The organism is Duganella margarita (genome assembly GCF_009857535.1).
GTDB lineage: Bacteria > Pseudomonadota > Gammaproteobacteria > Burkholderiales > Burkholderiaceae_D > Rugamonas > Rugamonas margarita.
The window spans coordinates 46,596-63,792 of the sequence record NZ_WWCS01000010.1 but is presented as its reverse complement, the minus strand read 5'-3'; the positions used below and the strand labels follow the sequence as shown (position 1 = coordinate 63,792).

General features: G+C 64.0%; 17 protein-coding genes. 5 read left to right on the top strand and 12 right to left on the bottom strand.

Annotated elements, in window-relative coordinates; genetic code table 11:
* Window positions 1–6 precede the first annotated feature (6 nt).
* Window positions 7–342 carry a DUF4124 domain-containing protein gene (locus tag GTP55_RS16560; RefSeq protein WP_229257968.1) on the top strand — a complete coding sequence of 112 codons (336 nt, stop codon included), beginning with the start codon at window positions 7–9 and terminating at the stop codon, window positions 340–342.
* On the opposite strand, the gene GTP55_RS16555 is transcribed toward GTP55_RS16560, so the two are convergent.
* A complete protein-coding gene (locus GTP55_RS16555; protein WP_161045976.1) occupies window positions 329–1,237 on the bottom strand; it encodes a LysR family transcriptional regulator in 909 nt (302 codons plus the stop codon). The two genes, GTP55_RS16560 and GTP55_RS16555, sit on opposite strands and share 14 nt — an antisense overlap.
* A 93-nt stretch (window positions 1,238–1,330) precedes the next feature.
* Here GTP55_RS16555 and GTP55_RS16550 point away from each other — a divergent pair, with 93 nt between their 5' ends.
* Window positions 1,331–2,383 (top strand): NAD(P)H-binding protein, encoded by a 1,053-nt coding sequence (locus GTP55_RS16550; protein WP_161045975.1) that lies wholly within the window; start codon window positions 1,331–1,333, stop codon window positions 2,381–2,383.
* Here the strand turns inward: GTP55_RS16550 and GTP55_RS16545 are convergent.
* From GTP55_RS16545 to GTP55_RS16510, 8 genes are all read right to left on the bottom strand, one after another.
* Complete coding sequence (locus GTP55_RS16545) at window positions 2,299–2,649, bottom strand: DUF3325 domain-containing protein (protein ID WP_161045974.1); 351 nt, start codon at window positions 2,647–2,649, stop codon at window positions 2,299–2,301. The two genes, GTP55_RS16550 and GTP55_RS16545, sit on opposite strands and share 85 nt — an antisense overlap.
* Entirely contained in the window at window positions 2,646–4,247 is a 1,602-nt protein-coding gene (locus GTP55_RS16540) for a PepSY-associated TM helix domain-containing protein (RefSeq protein ID WP_161045973.1), read from the bottom strand. The genes GTP55_RS16545 and GTP55_RS16540 overlap by 4 nt, the downstream gene beginning before the upstream one ends.
* Window positions 4,244–4,501, bottom strand: coding sequence for a DUF3649 domain-containing protein (locus tag GTP55_RS16535; protein ID WP_161045972.1), 258 nt, complete (start codon window positions 4,499–4,501; stop codon window positions 4,244–4,246). The genes GTP55_RS16540 and GTP55_RS16535 overlap by 4 nt, the downstream gene beginning before the upstream one ends.
* An 18-nt stretch (window positions 4,502–4,519) precedes the next feature.
* Complete coding sequence (locus GTP55_RS16530; protein ID WP_161045971.1) at window positions 4,520–6,982, bottom strand: TonB-dependent siderophore receptor; 2,463 nt, start codon at window positions 6,980–6,982, stop codon at window positions 4,520–4,522.
* Window positions 6,983–7,073: 91 nt separating this feature from the next.
* Window positions 7,074–8,033, bottom strand: a complete 960-nt coding sequence (locus GTP55_RS16525) for a FecR domain-containing protein (RefSeq protein ID WP_371868368.1) — start codon at window positions 8,031–8,033, stop codon at window positions 7,074–7,076.
* Entirely contained in the window at window positions 8,030–8,548 is a 519-nt protein-coding gene (locus GTP55_RS16520; RefSeq protein ID WP_161045969.1) for a sigma-70 family RNA polymerase sigma factor, read from the bottom strand. Before GTP55_RS16520 ends, GTP55_RS16525 begins: the two co-directional genes overlap by 4 nt.
* A gap of 58 nt (window positions 8,549–8,606) precedes the next feature.
* Window positions 8,607–9,407 (bottom strand): beta/gamma crystallin-related protein, encoded by an 801-nt coding sequence (locus tag GTP55_RS30210; RefSeq protein ID WP_161045968.1) that lies wholly within the window; start codon window positions 9,405–9,407, stop codon window positions 8,607–8,609.
* 73 nt (window positions 9,408–9,480) lie between these two features.
* Window positions 9,481–9,939 (bottom strand): Lrp/AsnC family transcriptional regulator, encoded by a 459-nt coding sequence (locus GTP55_RS16510; protein ID WP_161045967.1) that lies wholly within the window; start codon window positions 9,937–9,939, stop codon window positions 9,481–9,483.
* Window positions 9,940–10,065: 126 nt separating this feature from the next.
* Between GTP55_RS16510 and GTP55_RS16505 the strand changes: the two genes are divergently transcribed.
* Window positions 10,066–10,362, top strand: coding sequence for a hypothetical protein (locus GTP55_RS16505; protein WP_161045966.1), 297 nt, complete (start codon window positions 10,066–10,068; stop codon window positions 10,360–10,362).
* Between the two features lie 55 nt (window positions 10,363–10,417).
* Here the strand turns inward: GTP55_RS16505 and GTP55_RS16500 are convergent, their stop codons facing one another.
* Window positions 10,418–11,716 (bottom strand): NCS2 family permease, encoded by a 1,299-nt coding sequence (locus GTP55_RS16500; protein ID WP_161045965.1) that lies wholly within the window; start codon window positions 11,714–11,716, stop codon window positions 10,418–10,420.
* 143 nt (window positions 11,717–11,859) lie between these two features.
* Between GTP55_RS16500 and GTP55_RS16495 the strand changes: the two genes are divergently transcribed.
* Complete coding sequence (locus tag GTP55_RS16495; RefSeq protein WP_161045964.1) at window positions 11,860–12,828, top strand: MBL fold metallo-hydrolase; 969 nt, start codon at window positions 11,860–11,862, stop codon at window positions 12,826–12,828.
* A 44-nt stretch (window positions 12,829–12,872) separates the two neighbouring features.
* Window positions 12,873–13,511 carry an FABP family protein gene (locus GTP55_RS16490; RefSeq protein WP_161045963.1) on the top strand — a complete coding sequence of 213 codons (639 nt, stop codon included), beginning with the start codon at window positions 12,873–12,875 and terminating at the stop codon, window positions 13,509–13,511.
* Here GTP55_RS16490 and GTP55_RS16485 read toward each other — a convergent pair.
* Complete coding sequence (locus tag GTP55_RS16485; protein ID WP_161045962.1) at window positions 13,508–14,344, bottom strand: EcsC family protein; 837 nt, start codon at window positions 14,342–14,344, stop codon at window positions 13,508–13,510. The genes GTP55_RS16490 and GTP55_RS16485 overlap by 4 nt on opposite strands.
* A 27-nt stretch (window positions 14,345–14,371) precedes the next feature.
* Window positions 14,372–17,047 carry a sensor domain-containing diguanylate cyclase gene (locus GTP55_RS16480; protein WP_161045961.1) on the bottom strand — a complete coding sequence of 892 codons (2,676 nt, stop codon included), beginning with the start codon at window positions 17,045–17,047 and terminating at the stop codon, window positions 14,372–14,374.
* Window positions 17,048–17,197 lie beyond the last annotated feature (150 nt).

Below are 17,197 nucleotides of genomic sequence, written 5' to 3'. Positions count from 1 at the left end.
TCAATCATGAAATTCATTCTGTGCGCGGCGTTGGTCGCAATGACTGGTGTGGCCGGCGCCGCCGTCAACCGCTGTGTTGACGCGGAAGGCCATGTGCTGCTGACCGACGTCGATTGCCCGCAAGGCAGCCGCGCGGAAGACGACAATATCGAGCGCGTGCCGGCGGCGATGACCACTTCGGTGGCCTCAGCGCCGGCGCCGCGCAGCCGCTGGGCCGATCTGCCGCGCGCGCAAGTGCGCAAGACCGTTAGTACCGATGTCGCGACGTTGCAGGCCGCGCGTCAAAACATGACCATGGAAGATGAGTTGCGCAAGCAGCGCCGCCTGGTCAGTGCCCGTTGATGTAGTCTTCCAGTCCCGCCGCCAGAGCAGTGTATACGGCCGCGCAGGCAGGATTACTGCGTAGATTCTCGTGCATGGCCAGCCAGGTTTCCATGCTGATGTTGAATTCTTCGGGCACCAGCCGCACCAGATCCGGATCGCGCGCGGCCAGCCGCACCTGGCAGATGCCAATGCCGAGCCCCGCGCGGATCGATGCCAGGTGGACCAGGTCACTATCACTGCGCAGCGCGAAATGGCTGTTGGCCAGCCCTCCCAATAGCATTTTTAACTTGCGCGTAAAGGCGTTTTCGGTATCGATGCCGATCAGCGTGTGCTGCGTCATTTCCTCCATATTTTGTGGCATGCCGTGGCGCTCCAGGTAACGCCGGTGCGCATGGAAACCAAGATCGATGTGTCCTACGCGGCGCGCCACCAGCACCTCCTGCTCCGGGCGCTGCATGCGGACGGCGATGTCGGCATCGCGCCGCAGCAGGTTTTCGATGCGGTTGGAGACCGCCAGTTCTATCGTGATACCGGGGTGGCTATCGCGCAGCTGCGCCAGTAACGGCGGCAGCACCTCCACGCTGACTACTTCGCTGGCGGTCACCCGCACCGTGCCTTCGATCTGCCGGTCGGCGCCACGGCCTATGCCGGAGGCGGCGCGCAGCAGCGCGGATGACGCCGAGGACAAGGTTTCGGCGTACGGTTGCAGCGCGTGAGCGGCGTCGGTGGCGATGAAGCCGGCCTGTGAACGGGTGAACAGGGATAATCCCAGCGCCTGCTCCAGCGCGTCGATATGGCGGCCGACGGTCGGTTGCGTCAGTCCCAGCGCCCGCGCGGCGCCGGACAGCGAACCTTCCTTCAGCACAGACAGGAAGGAACGGTACAAATCCCAGTTTGGTTCAACGATAGTCATACGAAATTGTATAGCGCCTATGCAGCTTTAGGTAATTTTCTTTTGGCTCGCGCGAGGGCACACTACATCCATCAACTCACACAGGAGAACAGCATGGACAAAGTGGCACTGGTATTGGGCGCAACGGGCGGCATTGGCGGCGAGGTGGCGCGGGTGCTGCTGGCGCGCGGTTGGCAGGTGAAGGCCTTGCATCGCGCGCCGGAGCGTGTGGCGAAGAGCGGCGACGGCCTGCAATGGCTGTCCGGCGATGCGATGGAACACGACGACGTGGTGGCCGCCTCGCAGGGCGTGCAGCTGATTGTGCATGCGGTGAATCCGCCGGGCTACCGTAATTGGGGCCAGCTGGTACTGCCCATGCTGGAGAATACGATGGCGGCGGCGCGTGCGAGCGGTGCGCGGATTCTGCTGCCGGGTACCGTCTATAACTACGGGCCGGATGCGTTCTTGCATATCACGGAGGATGCGCCACAGCGGCCATTGACGCGCAAGGGCGCGATCCGGGTGGAGATGGAGCGGCGGTTGCGCGCCTCCGGCCTACCGGTGCTGATCGTTCGGGCGGGCGATTTCTTCGGGCCGGATGCCGGCAATAACTGGTTCGCGCAGGGGCTGGTCAAGCCGGGCAAGCCGGTGACGGCGATCAGCAATCCGGCATCGCCAGGCGTAGGCCACCAGTGGGCCTATCTGCCGGATGTGGCGGAGACCATGGTGCGGTTGCTGGAACTGGGCGAGGCGCTGCCGCAGGTGGCTGTCTATCAGATAGAGGGACACTGGGATGGTGATGGCATGCAGATGGCGGCTGCGATTGCGCGTGCCGCCGGTCAGCCGCAAATGAAGGCCGGCGCGTTCCCGTGGTGGCTGGTCACGCTGGCGGCGCCGTTTGTGACGGTGTTCCGCGAACTGCGCGAAATGCGCTATCTGTGGCGGCAGCCGGTGCGCATGTCCAACGCCAAGCTACGCAAGGCGCTTGGCACTGAGCCGCATACACCATTGGACGTCGCGGTGCGCCGCACCTTGCAGGGACAGGGGTGCTTGCCGGCCGATGCACCGCTTCATACACCGGCTCAAGTCAGCGCCAGATCCGCGAGGCCGACCAGCCCTAGTGCGCCGGCGACGGCGGCCAATGGCGCTACGCGAGCCGGCCAGTAGGGCAGCAAGCCGGCAGCCAGCAGCGCGCCGATTGTCAGCATGCCGACCCACGCGACGAAGCCGGCGCCCGAGCCCCACAGCAGCACGCATGGCCCGATGGCCAATGCCAGTAGCAGCGTGCCGCCAACGCGCAGCAGGTAACGCTTGCGCGGCGGCGCATCGGCGCCGTAGACCTGTTTGTGATGGCGGTCGATCGCCAGCGATAACGCGACCATGCCGGCAAAGCACAGTCCCAGTGCGGTCAGTACGACAAGGGCGTAACTCATAACGCAGCCTTTGTCATGGCCGTTGCGGAAGCGGTCTTGCGCGCCCCCGCAGCGCCAACGCGGAGCGCGGCAGTGGCAAGCAGGGCGCCGATGGCGATGGCGGTCAGCTCAACGGCGGCGCGTTCGATGTCGCGCTGCGCCAGATACGCCAGCACATGCTGGCCGGTGGTCAGCACATTCAGCAGCGGCAGCAGCACGCACAGCACCGAGCCGGCCCACAACTGTTCGCGCCACGCTTGCGCCGGCGGACGCACTGCGGCGTGCAGCAAGGCCGTCAGCCACACGCCGAAGAAGGCAGACACCTCCCATTCGTGCCGTTCCACCAGGTCATGCGGCAGCAGACGGTTGGACCACAGGAAGCCAATGCACGCCAGCGACAGGCCGGCCACAGTGGCCACATTCAACACGTCGATGATGCGGTAGACGCGCGGTGTGCCGGCCCCGAATTCGTTCAGCGATTTCTGGCGGCGTTTCACCATGAACAGCACCGCGCCGGTCGCCATCATCATGGTGCCCGCCATGCCGGCCACGAAGTAGATCCAGCGGATCACCGCGCCGGCGAAATGCAGGCGATGCAGCTCGTCCAGCATGGCCATGGTGGCGCGCGCGCCGTTGGGCGGTGCGCGGTGCGGCATCTCGGTCTCGCGCAGCGCGCCGGTGACGCCGTCGAACTTCATCACGCCACGCTTGCTCAGCAAGTTGCCGTTCTGCGTCTCCGGCGACGTGGTGCTGTAGACCTCCACCGTCATCGCCGCATCGCCGGGATGGTTGACCACCACCGCATAGGCCGGGCTGTGAAAGGTCGCTTCGGCGATGTGCACCAGCGGATTCAGTGACGTCAGCACCCCGGGCCGGCCGGATGGCTTGCTCTGCGGGCCATACTCGCGCACATTCGCGGTCTCGCCGGTGCGCAGCTCCTGTGCCCATGGGATGGCCGGCACATACGTGCTCCAGCTGATCGCCAGCCCGCTGTAGACGATCATGAACAGGAAGGGCAGCGACAGCACGCCCGCCAGGTTGTGCGCATCAAGCCACGAACGCTGGCCCTTGGCCGGCCGGAAGGTGAAGAAATCCTTGAAGATGCGTTTATGCGTGATGACGCCGGAAATCAGCGCCACCAGCATGGCCGCCGATGCCGCGCCGACGATCCACAGGCCGGTGGTCCCGGCATGCAGCGCGTGATGAAACTCGACGAAATGCTGGCCGCCCAGGGTGTCGCGCACCGCGCTGGCTTGTTCCGGCAACGCCGCGCCCGTGGCGGTGGACAGGTGCGCGTCGGCGTAATAGCCTTTATCGTTTAGCCAGAATACCTGGAATTCATCCTTGCCGGCGCGTGGCCATAGCTCCCACATCTTGCTGTTCGCCGCATGCTGTTCCAGATATTTCAAGCCGTGTTGGAGCTGCTGCGCGTGATCCAGCGGCCCGGCAAATGGCGCGGCGGCCGGCTCCTGTACTTGCTCCGGCCGCATCCAGTCGGAGATGGGATCGACGAATACGCTCAGGGTACCGGTCAGGAAAATGGCGAAGGCCAGCCAGCACACCCACAGTCCTACCCAGGTGTGCAGCCACGCCATGCGTTGACGCAGGCCGCCGGTCACGCTGCGGCTCCGGCGGCGCCAGCAACTGCGGTCAGCACTGCAAGGCTGAAGCTAGCGCCGAGGAGTCCGGCCCAGGCGCGCGTCGCGCTGCGCGTGGCAAACGCCCAGATGATGGCCGGCGCGTACAAGGCCAGTCCAAGCAGCGCGCCGCCCAGCATGGCGTCGCTACCCGGTCCATTGAGCGCGGACAGCAGCGCGCCGCCGCAGGAGGCAAACAAGTAGCCGCCTATGATGGCGGCAGCAATGCGGTTCATGTCGCGGCCTCCGTCGGCTTAGCGAAAGCGGTAGTTCAGGGACAGCGTCACATTGCGCGGATCGCCGTAGTAATTGCCGTAGCCGGTCGAGTAATAATGCTTGTCCAGCGCATTATTCAGGTTGACCGTGGCCGACAGTTCCTTGCTGATGCGATAGCGCGCCATCAAGGCCACCAGCGCGTAGCTGTGCTGTGTGAAGCGTTCGCCGTTCGGCCCCATGCCGTCCTGATAGATGTCGCCTTGCCAGTTGACCCCACCGCCCAGCGTCAGGCCGTTGCCGACGTTGGCCAGGTCGTAGCTGGTCCACAGTTTGAAGTTGTTGAGAGGCTGACTGGTTTGCAGGCGCTTGCCTTGCTGGTCTTCGATGCGCGAATGGGCATAGCCAGCGGTCAGCTGCCAGCCGCGCTGGATCTGGCCCGACACTTCCAGTTCAAAGCCTTTTGCGGTCGCGCCTTTGACGGTGTGATAGGCGTTGGAGCCGTCCGGTAGCACCAGCTGGTCGGCATCCATCTCGGCCAGGTTATCCTGGCGCATGCGGAACACCGACAGGCTGGTGCTCAGCAGACCGTCCAGCAGATCGCCCTTGATGCCGACTTCCGCGTTCCTGCCTTCCAGCGGATCGATGACGCGGTTGTTGCGGTCGCGGTAGGTCTGCGGCGCGAAGATGCCGGTGTAGCTGGCGTAAGCGGACCATTGGGGATTGATGGTGTAGACCACGCCGGCGTACGGGGTGATATTGCCGTTGCTTTCAACTTCGTCGTTCACGGTCGGCGAGCCCCAGCTCACGCTTTCGGTGGTGCGCTTCCAGTTGGCGACGCGCGCGCCGAGAATGACAGATACATCATCGGTCGGACGCAGTCGCAGCGAGCCATAGCCGGCCAGCTGCTTTTCCTTTTCCGTATAGCTTCCGCTGATGGTGCCGACGTAGTTGGGTGTCGGCGAATTGCCGTTCCAGGTGAAGAAGTTCGGCACCGTGGCGTCGTAACCCGGCAATACCCACGATGGGTAGCTTGGGCCGGTGTTCTTCATGTCGGAGGCACTGAAGCCAATCACCGCTTCGTGCTTGCGGCCGAAGGCCTCGAACGGGCCGCTGGCAAAGGCATCAACCGAAAACTGTTCCGGTTTGCTGTCCCACTTGGTCTGCCATAGCGACAGGCCGGCGCCGGTCTGCCGGTCCAGCGAACCGCGCGCGGCGTAGCCTTGCACCGCGTCGTACTGATTGGCGGCGTAGTTGAACGCGACTTTCGCGGTCCATTCGTTGGCAAAGTAGTGTTCCAGCGTGGCAAAGGCCAGGCTTTGCTTGCGGATGTAATAGCTGGAGCTCGAGGCGCTGTTGGTCGAGCGCGGGAAATCGGTCTTGGCGCCGTCGCTGTAGTAGGCGGCGAAACCACGGCTGGCGCCATCCAGCCGCTCGTTCTGGTAGCTCAAGCCTGCGCTCAGCAGCGTGGACGGGCCAAGGTCCGCTTCGACGATGCCGTAGAACAGGTCTTTGTCCTGGTGATAGCGGTCGACGTAGGAATCGGCATTCTGATGGGCCACCACCACGCGTCCGCGCACGTGCTTATCTTCGCTCAGCGGCGCGGAGATGTCGGCCTGCGCGCGGTACTTGTCCCAGCTACCGGCTTCAAGTTCCACATCGGCGTGCAGCTCGCGCGTTGGCCGCTTGCGCACCAGGTTGACGGCGGCGGCCGGGCTGCCGTTCCCGCCCATCAGACCTGCGGCGCCGCGCACTACCTCGATGCGCTCGTAGATGGCGGCGTCAAAGCCGGCCGGTTCCACCAGCTTGGTGGTCGGGATGCCGTCGAACATATAGGTGTCGATGGCGAAGCCGCGCGAGAACAATTGATCGGTCTCGCGGCTGGCGGACGAGTGCTCCAGGGTGATGCCGGTGGTTTGTCCGACCACGTCTTGCAGCGTTTCCAGGTGCTGGTCGGCGATGCGCTGGGCGGTCATGACGCTGACGGCTTGGGGCGTATCGCGGATCGACAGTTCCAGTCCGGTGGCGCCGGTGCTGCGGGTCTGGCCCGGCGCGCCATCGGTGACGCCGTGGACTTCCACCTGGGCCAGCGTGGCTGGGGGGGCAGCTGCCGCGCCGGCCACGGCGCTGGACACCGCCCCCTGTTTTTGCAGCGTCAACGTGCCGTCGGTGCGGGACACCAGTACCAGGCCGCTGCCGGCCAGCAGATGTTCCAGCGCTGCGCGCGGGGTGTAGCTGCCTTGCAGTGCTGGGCTGTTCAGGCCTGAGGTCAGGGCCGGATCGAAGGACAGCGAGATGCCTGCATTGACCGCGACGCCTGACAACGTGCGGCCCAGCGGGCCGGCCGGCAGTTGGTACGCCTGCTGGGCGGCGGCCGGCGCCTCTGCGGCCATGGCGCTGGCGCCTGTGGCGGCATGGCCGGCGGCCAGCGTCATGCTGAGCAGGGCGATACGGATGGCGCGCGGGAGTCGGCGTTCGGACGAGGCAGGGCGATTGGCTGGCATTGCGGTTACTTCCTTTCGGTGGCAGATAGAGGGTGTCTGTCTGTATGCCAGCCGAGCCGCAAAAAAGTATCAGCCAAATACAAAAATATTTTCAGGTGCGGGGAATCAGCGTAATCCAATAGCCGCGCAGGCGCTGGACGGCATCGACCGGGTAGGTGGAGACCAGCATATCCAACGTGCGTTCGCTGTCGCCGATCGGGAAGGCGCCGGAGACGCGCAGCGCCGCCACCGACGGATCGACGCGCACCAGGCCATTGCGGTAGCGCGACAGTTCGGTCACCAGTGTGTCGAGCCGCATCTGGTCGGCCAGCAGCATGCCACGGGTCCAGGCGCTTAGTGCGGGATCGACGATGCGCAGCGGAGAGATGCGCTGCTGATTGAAGCGGGTCTGGTCGCCGGCGTTGATGGTGTGCGCTGCGCCGCTCGCGGCGGGCGTAACGCGCACCGCGCCTTCCAGCACGGCGAGGCTGGTGCTGCATTCGTAGCGGCGTACATTGAACACGGTGCCGAGCGGCTCCATCACGCCTTCCGGCGTGCGCACGCGCAGCGGGCCGGCAGCCGGCGCATGACCGCTGCGGACCAGGATCTCGCCGCCGCGCAGTACGATCAGGCGCTCCGTGGCGGTGAAGCGGACGTCGATGGCGCTGGCGGTGTTGAGCGTGACGCTGGTGCCGTCGGCCAGTGTCACTGTGCGGCGTTCGCCGACAGCTGTGCGGATATCGGCGGTCCACTGCTGCGATTGGGCGTAACGCCAGCCGCCCCATGCCACCGGCACGGTCAGCATCAGCGCGACGATGCGGGCGGCTGCCGCGCGGCGGCCGGCACGGTGGCCATCATGCACGCGATTCAGCACCGGCATCGCCAGTTCCGGCGGCAGCGTGCCCAGTTTATCCAGCAGGCGTTCGGCGCGTTCCCACGCCAGCGCATGCTGCGGGTCACTGGCGCGCCACTCTTCGCAGGCGGCGTGGTCTTCAGTGGTGGCGCCGTCTTGCAGGCGCACCAGCCATTCGGCCGCCTGTTCCAGCGCCTCGGGTGATACGCGGGCGTTCACGGCGCGTCCTCCATCGCCAGCAGGCATTGCAGGAACGCCTGCTTCATATAGCGCTTGATGGTGATGAGCGACAGGTCGAGATGTGTGGCGATGTCGGCGTAGCCCATGCCGTCCAGTTGCGCCATCAGGAAGGCTTGCTTCACCTTGGGCGGCAGCGCATCCAGCATGGCGTCGATGACGTGCAGCGTTTCGAGGATCAGCAGGCGTTGTTCGGGCGAGATGGCGGTCGGCTCGGGCAGCGCGGCCAATGCCTCCAGATAGGCGCGTTCCAGCGCCTGACGCTGATACCAGTTGACCAGTACACCTTTTGCTACCGTGGTGAGGAAGGCGCGCGGTTCGTGCAGCGCGGCCAGATCGGCGCGGCCGAGAATGCGGGTGAAGGTGTCTTGCGCCAGATCGGCTGCATCGCTGGCGTTACCCAGCTTGACGCACAGCCAGCGCTGTAGCCACGAGTGGTGCTGGCTGTACAGGGCGGTGAAGTGCGGATGCTTGATCGAGGAAGCGGCGACTGTCATAATATGAGAATGGGAATGATTCTCATTCTATATCAGGCGGACAGCCGCCGCAAGCACCTTACATGCGTGGTTCGCCGGTCTTGGCGTTGACGGCGATGGTGTTGCCCGGTGGCGTAGTCATTTGCACGCGATGCTGCACGCCACGGTAGTCATAGGTCACTTCCCAGTATTCCGGCTTTTGGTTGCCGACGTTTTCGCAACGGCGTACGTCGCGGGTGGAGACGTTGTTCTGGTTGGCGACGTTGTTGCCGATGGCTGCGCCGGCAATCGCGCCGCCGGCAGTGGCGACGTCACGGCCGGTGCCGCCGCCGACCTGGTGGCCGAGGATGCCGCCGATCAGCGCGCCGGCGATGACGCCGCCGGCATTAGGACGGGAAGGCTCGTTGACCTGTTGACGCTCGACCCAGCAGCGTTGCTCCGGCGAGCCGACCACTGCGCGCACGTCGCGGATAGGCACGTCGATGACACGCTCGCTAGGGCGGCGGCGCCATTCGTAGCTGGGTTGCGCAACTGGCGGCGGCGCTTCATTTTCATAGCGGTCGCGCATTTTGACCGGGCGCACCGACGAGATGCGGTCGTTCAGGCCCATGCCGCGCAGCGACTCGTAGCTGCCACGGCGCAGCACCATGCATTGGCCGCGGAAGTTTGCGTCTTCGCAGACTTCCCATTGGCCGCGTTCCACCACCACCGACGAGGCGCGGTCGTTGAAGCCGTTGCGCGACAGGTCGCGCACCTGGCCATTGGCGGCGTAGGCGCGGCCACGCAAGCCTTCGCCTTCATAGAATGTGATTTGTGCGAAAGCTTGCGAAGCCATACCCAGCGCGGCGGCGGCCACGGCGATCTTGATTGTGTTGTTCATTATCTTCTCCTGATTGGATGAACTTTAAGCATGAACTTTTTCCGGATATGCATCTGTACGCAAGCGCACACAGTTAGGGCTCGACAGAATGTGCGCGCTTCAGGCAGCGCAGCACGAAGGTGGAGCGGCTGTGCTTGAGGCCCGGCAGCTTGTAGAGCTTCTTGCGCAGGAATTCCTCGTAGCCGGCGGTGCCGGCGACGGCCACCTTGATCAGGTAATCGTAGTCGCCGGTCAGCAGATAGGCTTCCATCACCTCCGGCAGGGTGGCCAGCGCCTGGCCGAATTTTTCGAAGATGTCGTCGTCGTGCCGGTCCAGCGTCACTTCGATGATGACGGTGTCCGGGTACCCGAGCGCCGTCTGGCTGAGCAGGGCGGCGTAGCCTTCGATCATGCCGCCTTCTTCCAGCGCGCGCACGCGGTTCCAGCAGGGCGTGGTGGACAGGCCGACTTTCTCGGCCAGCTTGGTGTTACTCAGGCGGCCGTCCTTGCGCAATTCGCGCAGGATGCGGCGATCGATTTCGTCGATTTCCATGGATTGGCGTAATAGAGGATGAATATTCCAGGCATTTTAATCCAGGTAGGATAATCTGCTGCTATTCGCTGGAATTGGCATAAATCCGAGAAGCCTATTTTTCGCGTTTATGGCTATGCTATCAGCATGGATACCACACAAAAAAGCTACCGTTTCTGCATCGAGCCGGATGCGTCGATCGCCACATTGGAGGCGGCTTTACAGGTCGTGCGGCGATTGGATATTGAGTTGCGCGCGTTGCGCACCACCGCCACGCCATACGGCATGGAGGTGCAAATGCGGCTGGCAGCGCCGCAGGAAGATATTCTGACGTTGTGCCGCATGCGGCTGCATAACCTGATTGGCGTGCTGCCGATCCGCGAAATGCCGACGCTGGTGGTCGACAACGTACACCGTCATTCCCGCGCAGGCGGGAATCCATAGAACCGCGCAGGAACGATTTCAGCATGGGTTCCCGCTTGCGCGGGAACGACGGGGGCTAGGCGGTGACGTAGGTGTATTTGATCAGGAACACCACGGCGATGATCCACACCACCGGCTTGACCTGGCGCGCCTGGCCGGTCAGCAGTTTCAGGCCGGCGTAGGTAATGAAGCCGAAGGCGATGCCGTGTGCGATCGAATAGGTGAACGGAATCACCAGTGCGGTAATTGCTGCCGGCACGCTTTCGGTGGTGTCGCTCCAGTCAACGTCGACCAGGTCGCGCAGCATCAGGCAGGCGACGAACAGCAGCGCCGGAGCGGTGGCGTAGGCCGGCACCACGCCGGCAATCGGCGCGAAGAACAGCGCGGCCAGGAACAGCACGGCGACCACCAGCGCGGTCAGGCCGGTGCGGCCGCCGGCTTGCACGCCCGCCGCGCTTTCCAGATACGCGGTGGTGCTGGAAGTGCCCAGCAGTGAGCCGGCGACGATGGCGGTGCTGTCGGCCAGCAGCGCCTTGTTGAGGCGCTCCATGCGGCCATTGACCAGCAACCCGGCGCGCGAGGCCACGCCCATCAGCGTGCCGGTGGCGTCAAACAGTTCGACCAGAAAAAACACCAGTACAACGTTAAACAGGCCGAGACCCAGCGCGCCTTGCAGATCCAGATGGAACAAGGTCGGTTCGATCGACGGCGGCAGCGACATGAAGCCGTGGAAGGTATTCCCGCCGAAGAAGAAGCTCAGCACCGTTACCGCCACAATGCCGATCAACAGCGCGCCCGGCACCTTCAGGCGGTCCAGCGTAACGATCAGCAGGAAGCCGAAGATCGCCATGATGGTGTGCGGATTGTGGACGTCGCCCACGCGCACCAGCGTTTCCGGATTGGCCACCACTAGGCCGGCGCTCTTCATTGCGATCAGCGCCAGGAATAGTCCCAGGCCGACGGTAATCGCTACCCTCAATGAATGCGGTATGCCGTTGACGATGTGCTCGCGTATTTTGAACAGGCTGACGATGATGAACAGGCAGCCGGAGATGAACACGGCACCCAGCGCGGACTGCCACGGCACGCCCATGCCCAGCACCACGGCGTAGGCGAAATAGGCGTTCAGGCCCATGCCCGGCGCCATGCCGATCGGGTAGTTGGCGTACACGCCCATGATGATGGTGCCGAGCGCGGCGGCCAGGCAGGTGGCGACGAACACCGCGTCCTTGGGCACGCCGGCGTCGCCCAGGATGGCCGGGTTGACGAAGATGATGTAGGCCATCGTCAGGAAGGTGGTAACGCCGGCGACGACTTCGGTGCGGACGCTGGTGCCGTGCTCTGCGAGCTTGAAAAATTGTTGTAGTGACGGCATGCGCGTGCTCCTGCTGGTGACTGTTAAATTCGTCGAGGGCGAAAGAATAGCACGGATGGCAATGGCAGCCGAAGGTGCCAAATATACAAAAGGATGCGATAATGCAAAATTAGTTGTCTATTACACTCTATCATGGGCGCCGCATGAAGGCACGCATCTGGGGCGCGCGCGGTTCGTTGCCGGTCGCCCTGAACCACAAGCAAATCCGCGCCAAGCTGGTGACAGCGCTGGAAGGCGCCATCGGCCGCGGACTCGATACGCCTGAAAAAGTGGCGGACTATGTTGATCATGAGCTGAGCTTCGAGGTGCGCGGCACCTATGGCGGCAATTCCAGCTGCGTGGAAGTCGAAGCCTGGGATGCCGACGCGGTGCATGAACACATCATCCTCGACCTGGGTTCGGGCGTGCGGCCGCTGGCCGGCGCCAAGCTGGCGCGCTACGGCGCGGCGCAACCGCAGACCTATCATGTGTTCCTGTCGCACCTGCACTGGGATCACATCATGGGCTTCCCATTTTTTACGCCAGGTTACATTCCGGGCAACCGTATCATCATCTATGGCTGCCACCAGGAGCTGGAAGCGGCATTGCGCCGCCAGCAGGACCCGATCAGTTTCCCTGTACCGTTCGACCAGCTGGCGGCCGACATCTCGTTCGTGCAGATGACGCCCGGCGTGCCGTTGCAGCTGCGCGACGTGACGGTAACGGCCAAGCTGCAGCTGCACGGCGGCGACTCCTACGGCTACCGGCTGGAGCAGGGCGGCAAGGCGATGATTTACACCACCGACTCGGAACACAAGCTGGATAACGCCGCCGAACTGGCTGGCTTTGTAGAGTTCTTCCGCGATGCCGACCTGGTGATCTTCGACGCCATGTATTCGCTGGAGGAGTCGATTTCGGTGAAGGCCGACTGGGGGCACTCCAGCAATGTGGTAGGGGTCGAACTATGCCAATTGGCAGGCGTGCGCCAGCTTTGCCTGTTCCATCATGAACCGGTGTATGACGATGCCCGCATCTCGCGCGTGCTGGCGGAAACGCGGCGCTATGCCGAGGTTACCTGCGAGGCGCCGCTGGAGATCGTCTCGGCCTACGACGGCATGGAAATCACGCTCTAGGCATCTTACAATAGCGCCTGCATTCATTTACCACAGGACCCAGCATGACCGAGTTTTCCACCGATATCTACACCGAGCCGTCGCCAGTCGATGTCAACACCCTGGCCAACCTCGGCCCGCTGACGCCGATGGCGGGCATCTGGAAAGGGGAGCGCGGCCTGGATACCAAGCCGAAGGCCGACGGCGCGCGCAAGCAGGCGTATGTCGAGCGCATCGAGCTGTATCCGATCGATCCGGTCACCAACGGTCCGCAGCTGTTCTACGGCCTGCGTTACCTGATCATCGTCAACAAGCCGGATAACGTCAAGACCTACCACGAGCAGGTCGGTTACTGGCTGTGGGAACCGAAAACCAAGACCGTGATCCAGACGCTGGGCATCCCGCGCGGCCAGATCGCCATGGCGTCGGCGGTGGTGGAGCCGGACGCCAGGCAGTTCGAGCTGGTGGCGCGGCTGGACTCCGACACCTACGGCATCCGTTCCAATCCGTTCCTGGAATATGGCTTCAAGACCGTCGAGTATCGCATCAAGGTCACCATCAACGACGACGGCACCTGGGGCTACGAGGAAGATACGGTGATGCTGCTGCGCGGCGAGGAGGAATTCCACCACACCGACCGCAATCTGCTGCACCGCGTGGCCGAGCCGCTGCCCAATCCCCTGGCCAGCGGCGTACCGGCTTAACGCGCCGGCGGCGCCATGGCGCGGCGAATTTGTTCGAATTCGCTGCGGATCGCCTCCATGCCGTATTTTTCCTCCAGTCGAAGCACGGTGAAATGGCCGCGCGCCTTGTCCTGATAGAAGTCCATGAACAGGCTGTTGACGGTGGCGCCGGTGAACGCGCCAAGGAAAGGCGCCGCTTGCAGCGCCGCCTTTTCGGTGATCACGATGCCGAAGCGGGTCGCGATCGCATCGATGAGCTGCGCCACCCATTTGCCGGCGGTTTTCGCCGACAGGTTCTTGGCCGCGCGATCGGCGGCGATTTTGCTCAGCGACCTGGCCGCTTCCGTCATCACTTCGGCCAGCGCCGCCCGCGAGGCGTAGTAGCTGGCGTCGGTTTTGTCGTCGGCGTCGCTCGATTCGCTGCCGTGGCTAAAAACGCTCAGACATTCCAGCTGCACCTTTGAATCCGTGATGTCGTGCCCCTCGCTGCGGGCGATGTCGAGGATGGAGCGCATCATCAGCACAGTGGTGGCGGGGATTTCCACCGCCAGTCCGGCAAAGCCGAAGAAGCCACCAATGGCGCCGGTGGTCGCCGCTGCCAGCAGGTGGGTCTTGCTGCTGGCCTGCTGAGTTTTTGCTTCCAGCGTCTTGCCGGCGATTTCTACCGCCTTGTGCAGGCCCTTGTGCGTCGCCGACTGAATCACATCCCGTCCTTTTTGCGGCAGCGCCTTCAATCCCGCCTCGATCGTGGAGCCGACCACGTTGGTAATTTTGATCATCACCGGCGTGTCGGTCAGGAGTTTGACGGCGGTTTCGAGGGCTTGCAGGTCTTGCGTGTGTTCTTTGATACTCATTGTTTAACCTTGTGATGGTGTTTGATGTCAGTCGGAGACGGTGTAACCGTCGCGGCCATTGCGTTTGGCGGCGTACAGCGCACTGTCGGCGCGCGCCACCAGTTCCGCCGGCGTTTCATCGTCACCTTCGTGCACCGCCACGCCGATGCTGGTGGTGACGTGGCGCGGCGCGCCGTTCAGCGTGAAGGGTGCGTGCATGGCGTCGACGATCTTGGCGGCCAGCCGCGCCGCTTCTTCCGCATTGGCCACCAGTTCGAAGACGATGACGAATTCGTCGCCGGCCAGCCGCGCCACCGTATCCGAGGCGCGCACGCTGGCGGTCAGGCGCGCGGCAAACTCCTTCAGCACCTGGTCGCCGGCGCCGTGGCCCAGCGTGTCGTTGATCTCTTTGAAGTAATCGATGTCCAGGTAGGCCAGCGCCAGCGGCTTGCGGGTGCGCCGTACGCGCAGCACGGCCGCATGCAAGATTTCCTCAAACATCAGGCGGTTGGCGATGCCGGTCAGGCTGTCGATGCGCGCCAGCTGCTTGAGGCGCTCCTCGATTTCCTTCATGCGCGTGGTATCGTGCGTCAGCGAGTAGATGCCGAGTACTTCGCCGTCGGCGGACAGCTCGGGCAGGAAGGTGGTTTCCAGCGTGTGCATGCCGTCGCCGATGCGCGTCTGTAGCTCATAGGTCGCGGCCTGGCCCCGATAGGCCTGCTCCAGGTGCGGCTCGGCGGTGCGGTATTGGTCGGCGCCGATGCCTTCGGCCAGATGGCGGCCGATCAGGGTTTGCGGATCGGTGCCGAACCAGTGCTGGAAGGTCGCGTTAAGGAACTGGAATTTGCGCTCGCGGTCCAGGTACGCAATCAGCACCGGCAGGTTATCGGTGAGCAGCTTGAGGCGCTTTTCGCTGGCGGCCTGCTGCAACTCGGCGTTTTTGCGCTCAGTGATATCCAGCGCCATCATGTAGAAGCCCGACACCTTGCCGTCGGCGCCGATGTCCGGCACCAGGTCGCCCATCATCTGGCGCTTGACGCCCCGGTACACGCCTTCGCGCTCGTAGTGCACGCGCTGGCCGCGCAGCGCCGCTTCGCTCAGTTGCAGCAGGCTGCCGGCAAAATCCGCACCCAGCACCTCGTTGACCGGCTTGTCCAGCATGCTACGCGGATCGAGTCCCAGTAGCACGCGAAAATGATCGTTGGTGAAGCGGTAGCGCAAGTCGCGGCCGATGTAGGCGATCAGCGCCGGCATGCTGTCGGCAACGGTGCGCAGGCGTTTTTCGCTGGCGGCGATCTGCTGCTCGTGCGCTACCTGTTCCGTAATATCGTGCAGGAAGGCGGTGGCGTGGTAAGCGCCGTCGTGGCGCAGCGCGCCGATCGACAGTTCCACCGGAATCGCGTGGCCGTCCTTGTGGACGGCGTTGACGCGCACGCGCGCATTGACCATCCGCCCTTTGCCGCCCAGCGCAAAGTACGTCATGCCGGTGTGGTGGGCGTCGCGCTGGTCGGGCGGCACGATCAGTTCCGCGATATCGCGGCCGATGGCTTCTTCGCGGGTCCAGCCGAAGGTGCGTTCGGCGGCGGCATTCCATTTGGTGACGATGCCGGTGTTGTCGCAGCTGACAAAGGCGTCCGGCGCGCGCTCCAGAATATTGCTGATCAGGGACTCGCTGCCACGAATGGCCTTTTGCGCGGCCTCGCGCTCGGCGATCAATTCGTAGAAGGCGGCGCTCAATTCGCCGATTTCGTCGCTGCGCTGGCGTTGCAGCACGCCGATGTCGGCCGCGCCGCTGCGGATCTCGCCGATATTGCGGTGCAGACGGCCGATCGGCTTGAATAGCGTCTGGATCGCCAGCCACGCCATGATGCCGGCGATGGCGGCAAATACGGCGGCGGCCAGCATGGCGTGCTGGCGCATCTGGATCATTGGCGCAAACGCCTCATCGACCGGGAAGCGGGCGCCGATAATCCAGTCGGTCGATTCCAGGTGCTTGTACGAGTAAATGCCTTCGCTGCCGTCCTTGTTGACCGCCTCGGTCCAGCCTTCAAAGCCGCGCAGCGCCATGTCGGTGGCGCGGTTGTAGCCGGGGCGGGCGTTGATGTGTTCCAGCAGCCGCTGGTGATTCGGGTGGTGCAGCAGAATGCCTTCGCGCGTCATGATGAACATGAAGCCGGTCTTGCCCGGCTTCTGCGCCGCGATCTGCTCCAGAAAAGCGGAATTGGTCAGGTCGATACTGCCACCCAGCAGCATGACGGTGCGGCCCTGCGCATCGTGTACCGGTTGCAGCAGCATGATCGACGGCAGGCCGGTTTCCACGCTTTTGTACGGCGGCGAGATCACCGGCTTGCCGCCGGCCAGCGCGTTTTCCAGAAAGGCGCGGCTGCGCGGGTTGAGCGCCCGCGTTGCCTGCGCATGATCGCCCTCCATATGCAGCAGCGTGCCGTCGCGGGTGAAGAGGTGCAGATTGAGGAATTCCTTGCGCGCTGCCGCGTGGCGCGCGACGTAGGCCTGCATCACGGCCGGATCAATGCCGGCGTCCAGCGGCAGGCTATCGGCCAGACTGGCCAGCAGCACTTCGCGGGCCGTCAGTTGCGCGTCCACCTGGGCGGCGGCGGAGGACAGCAGCGCGTACTGCTGGTCGCCGATCACGCTGCGCATGTCACGTTCCGCCAGCAGCAGCGCCACCAGCGTGACGATCAGCGTGGCGCTCAGTACCAGCATGACGACCACCGCCGTCATACGGAATTTGAGGCTACGCGGTAGCGTTGGAAAAACGGCCATGTCACGGGTGGTGGGCTGTGGTGAAACGAGTATGTCACACCCTGACAGGCAAGACCAGCGGGTACAATGCGCGCTGCGGCAACGCCACAG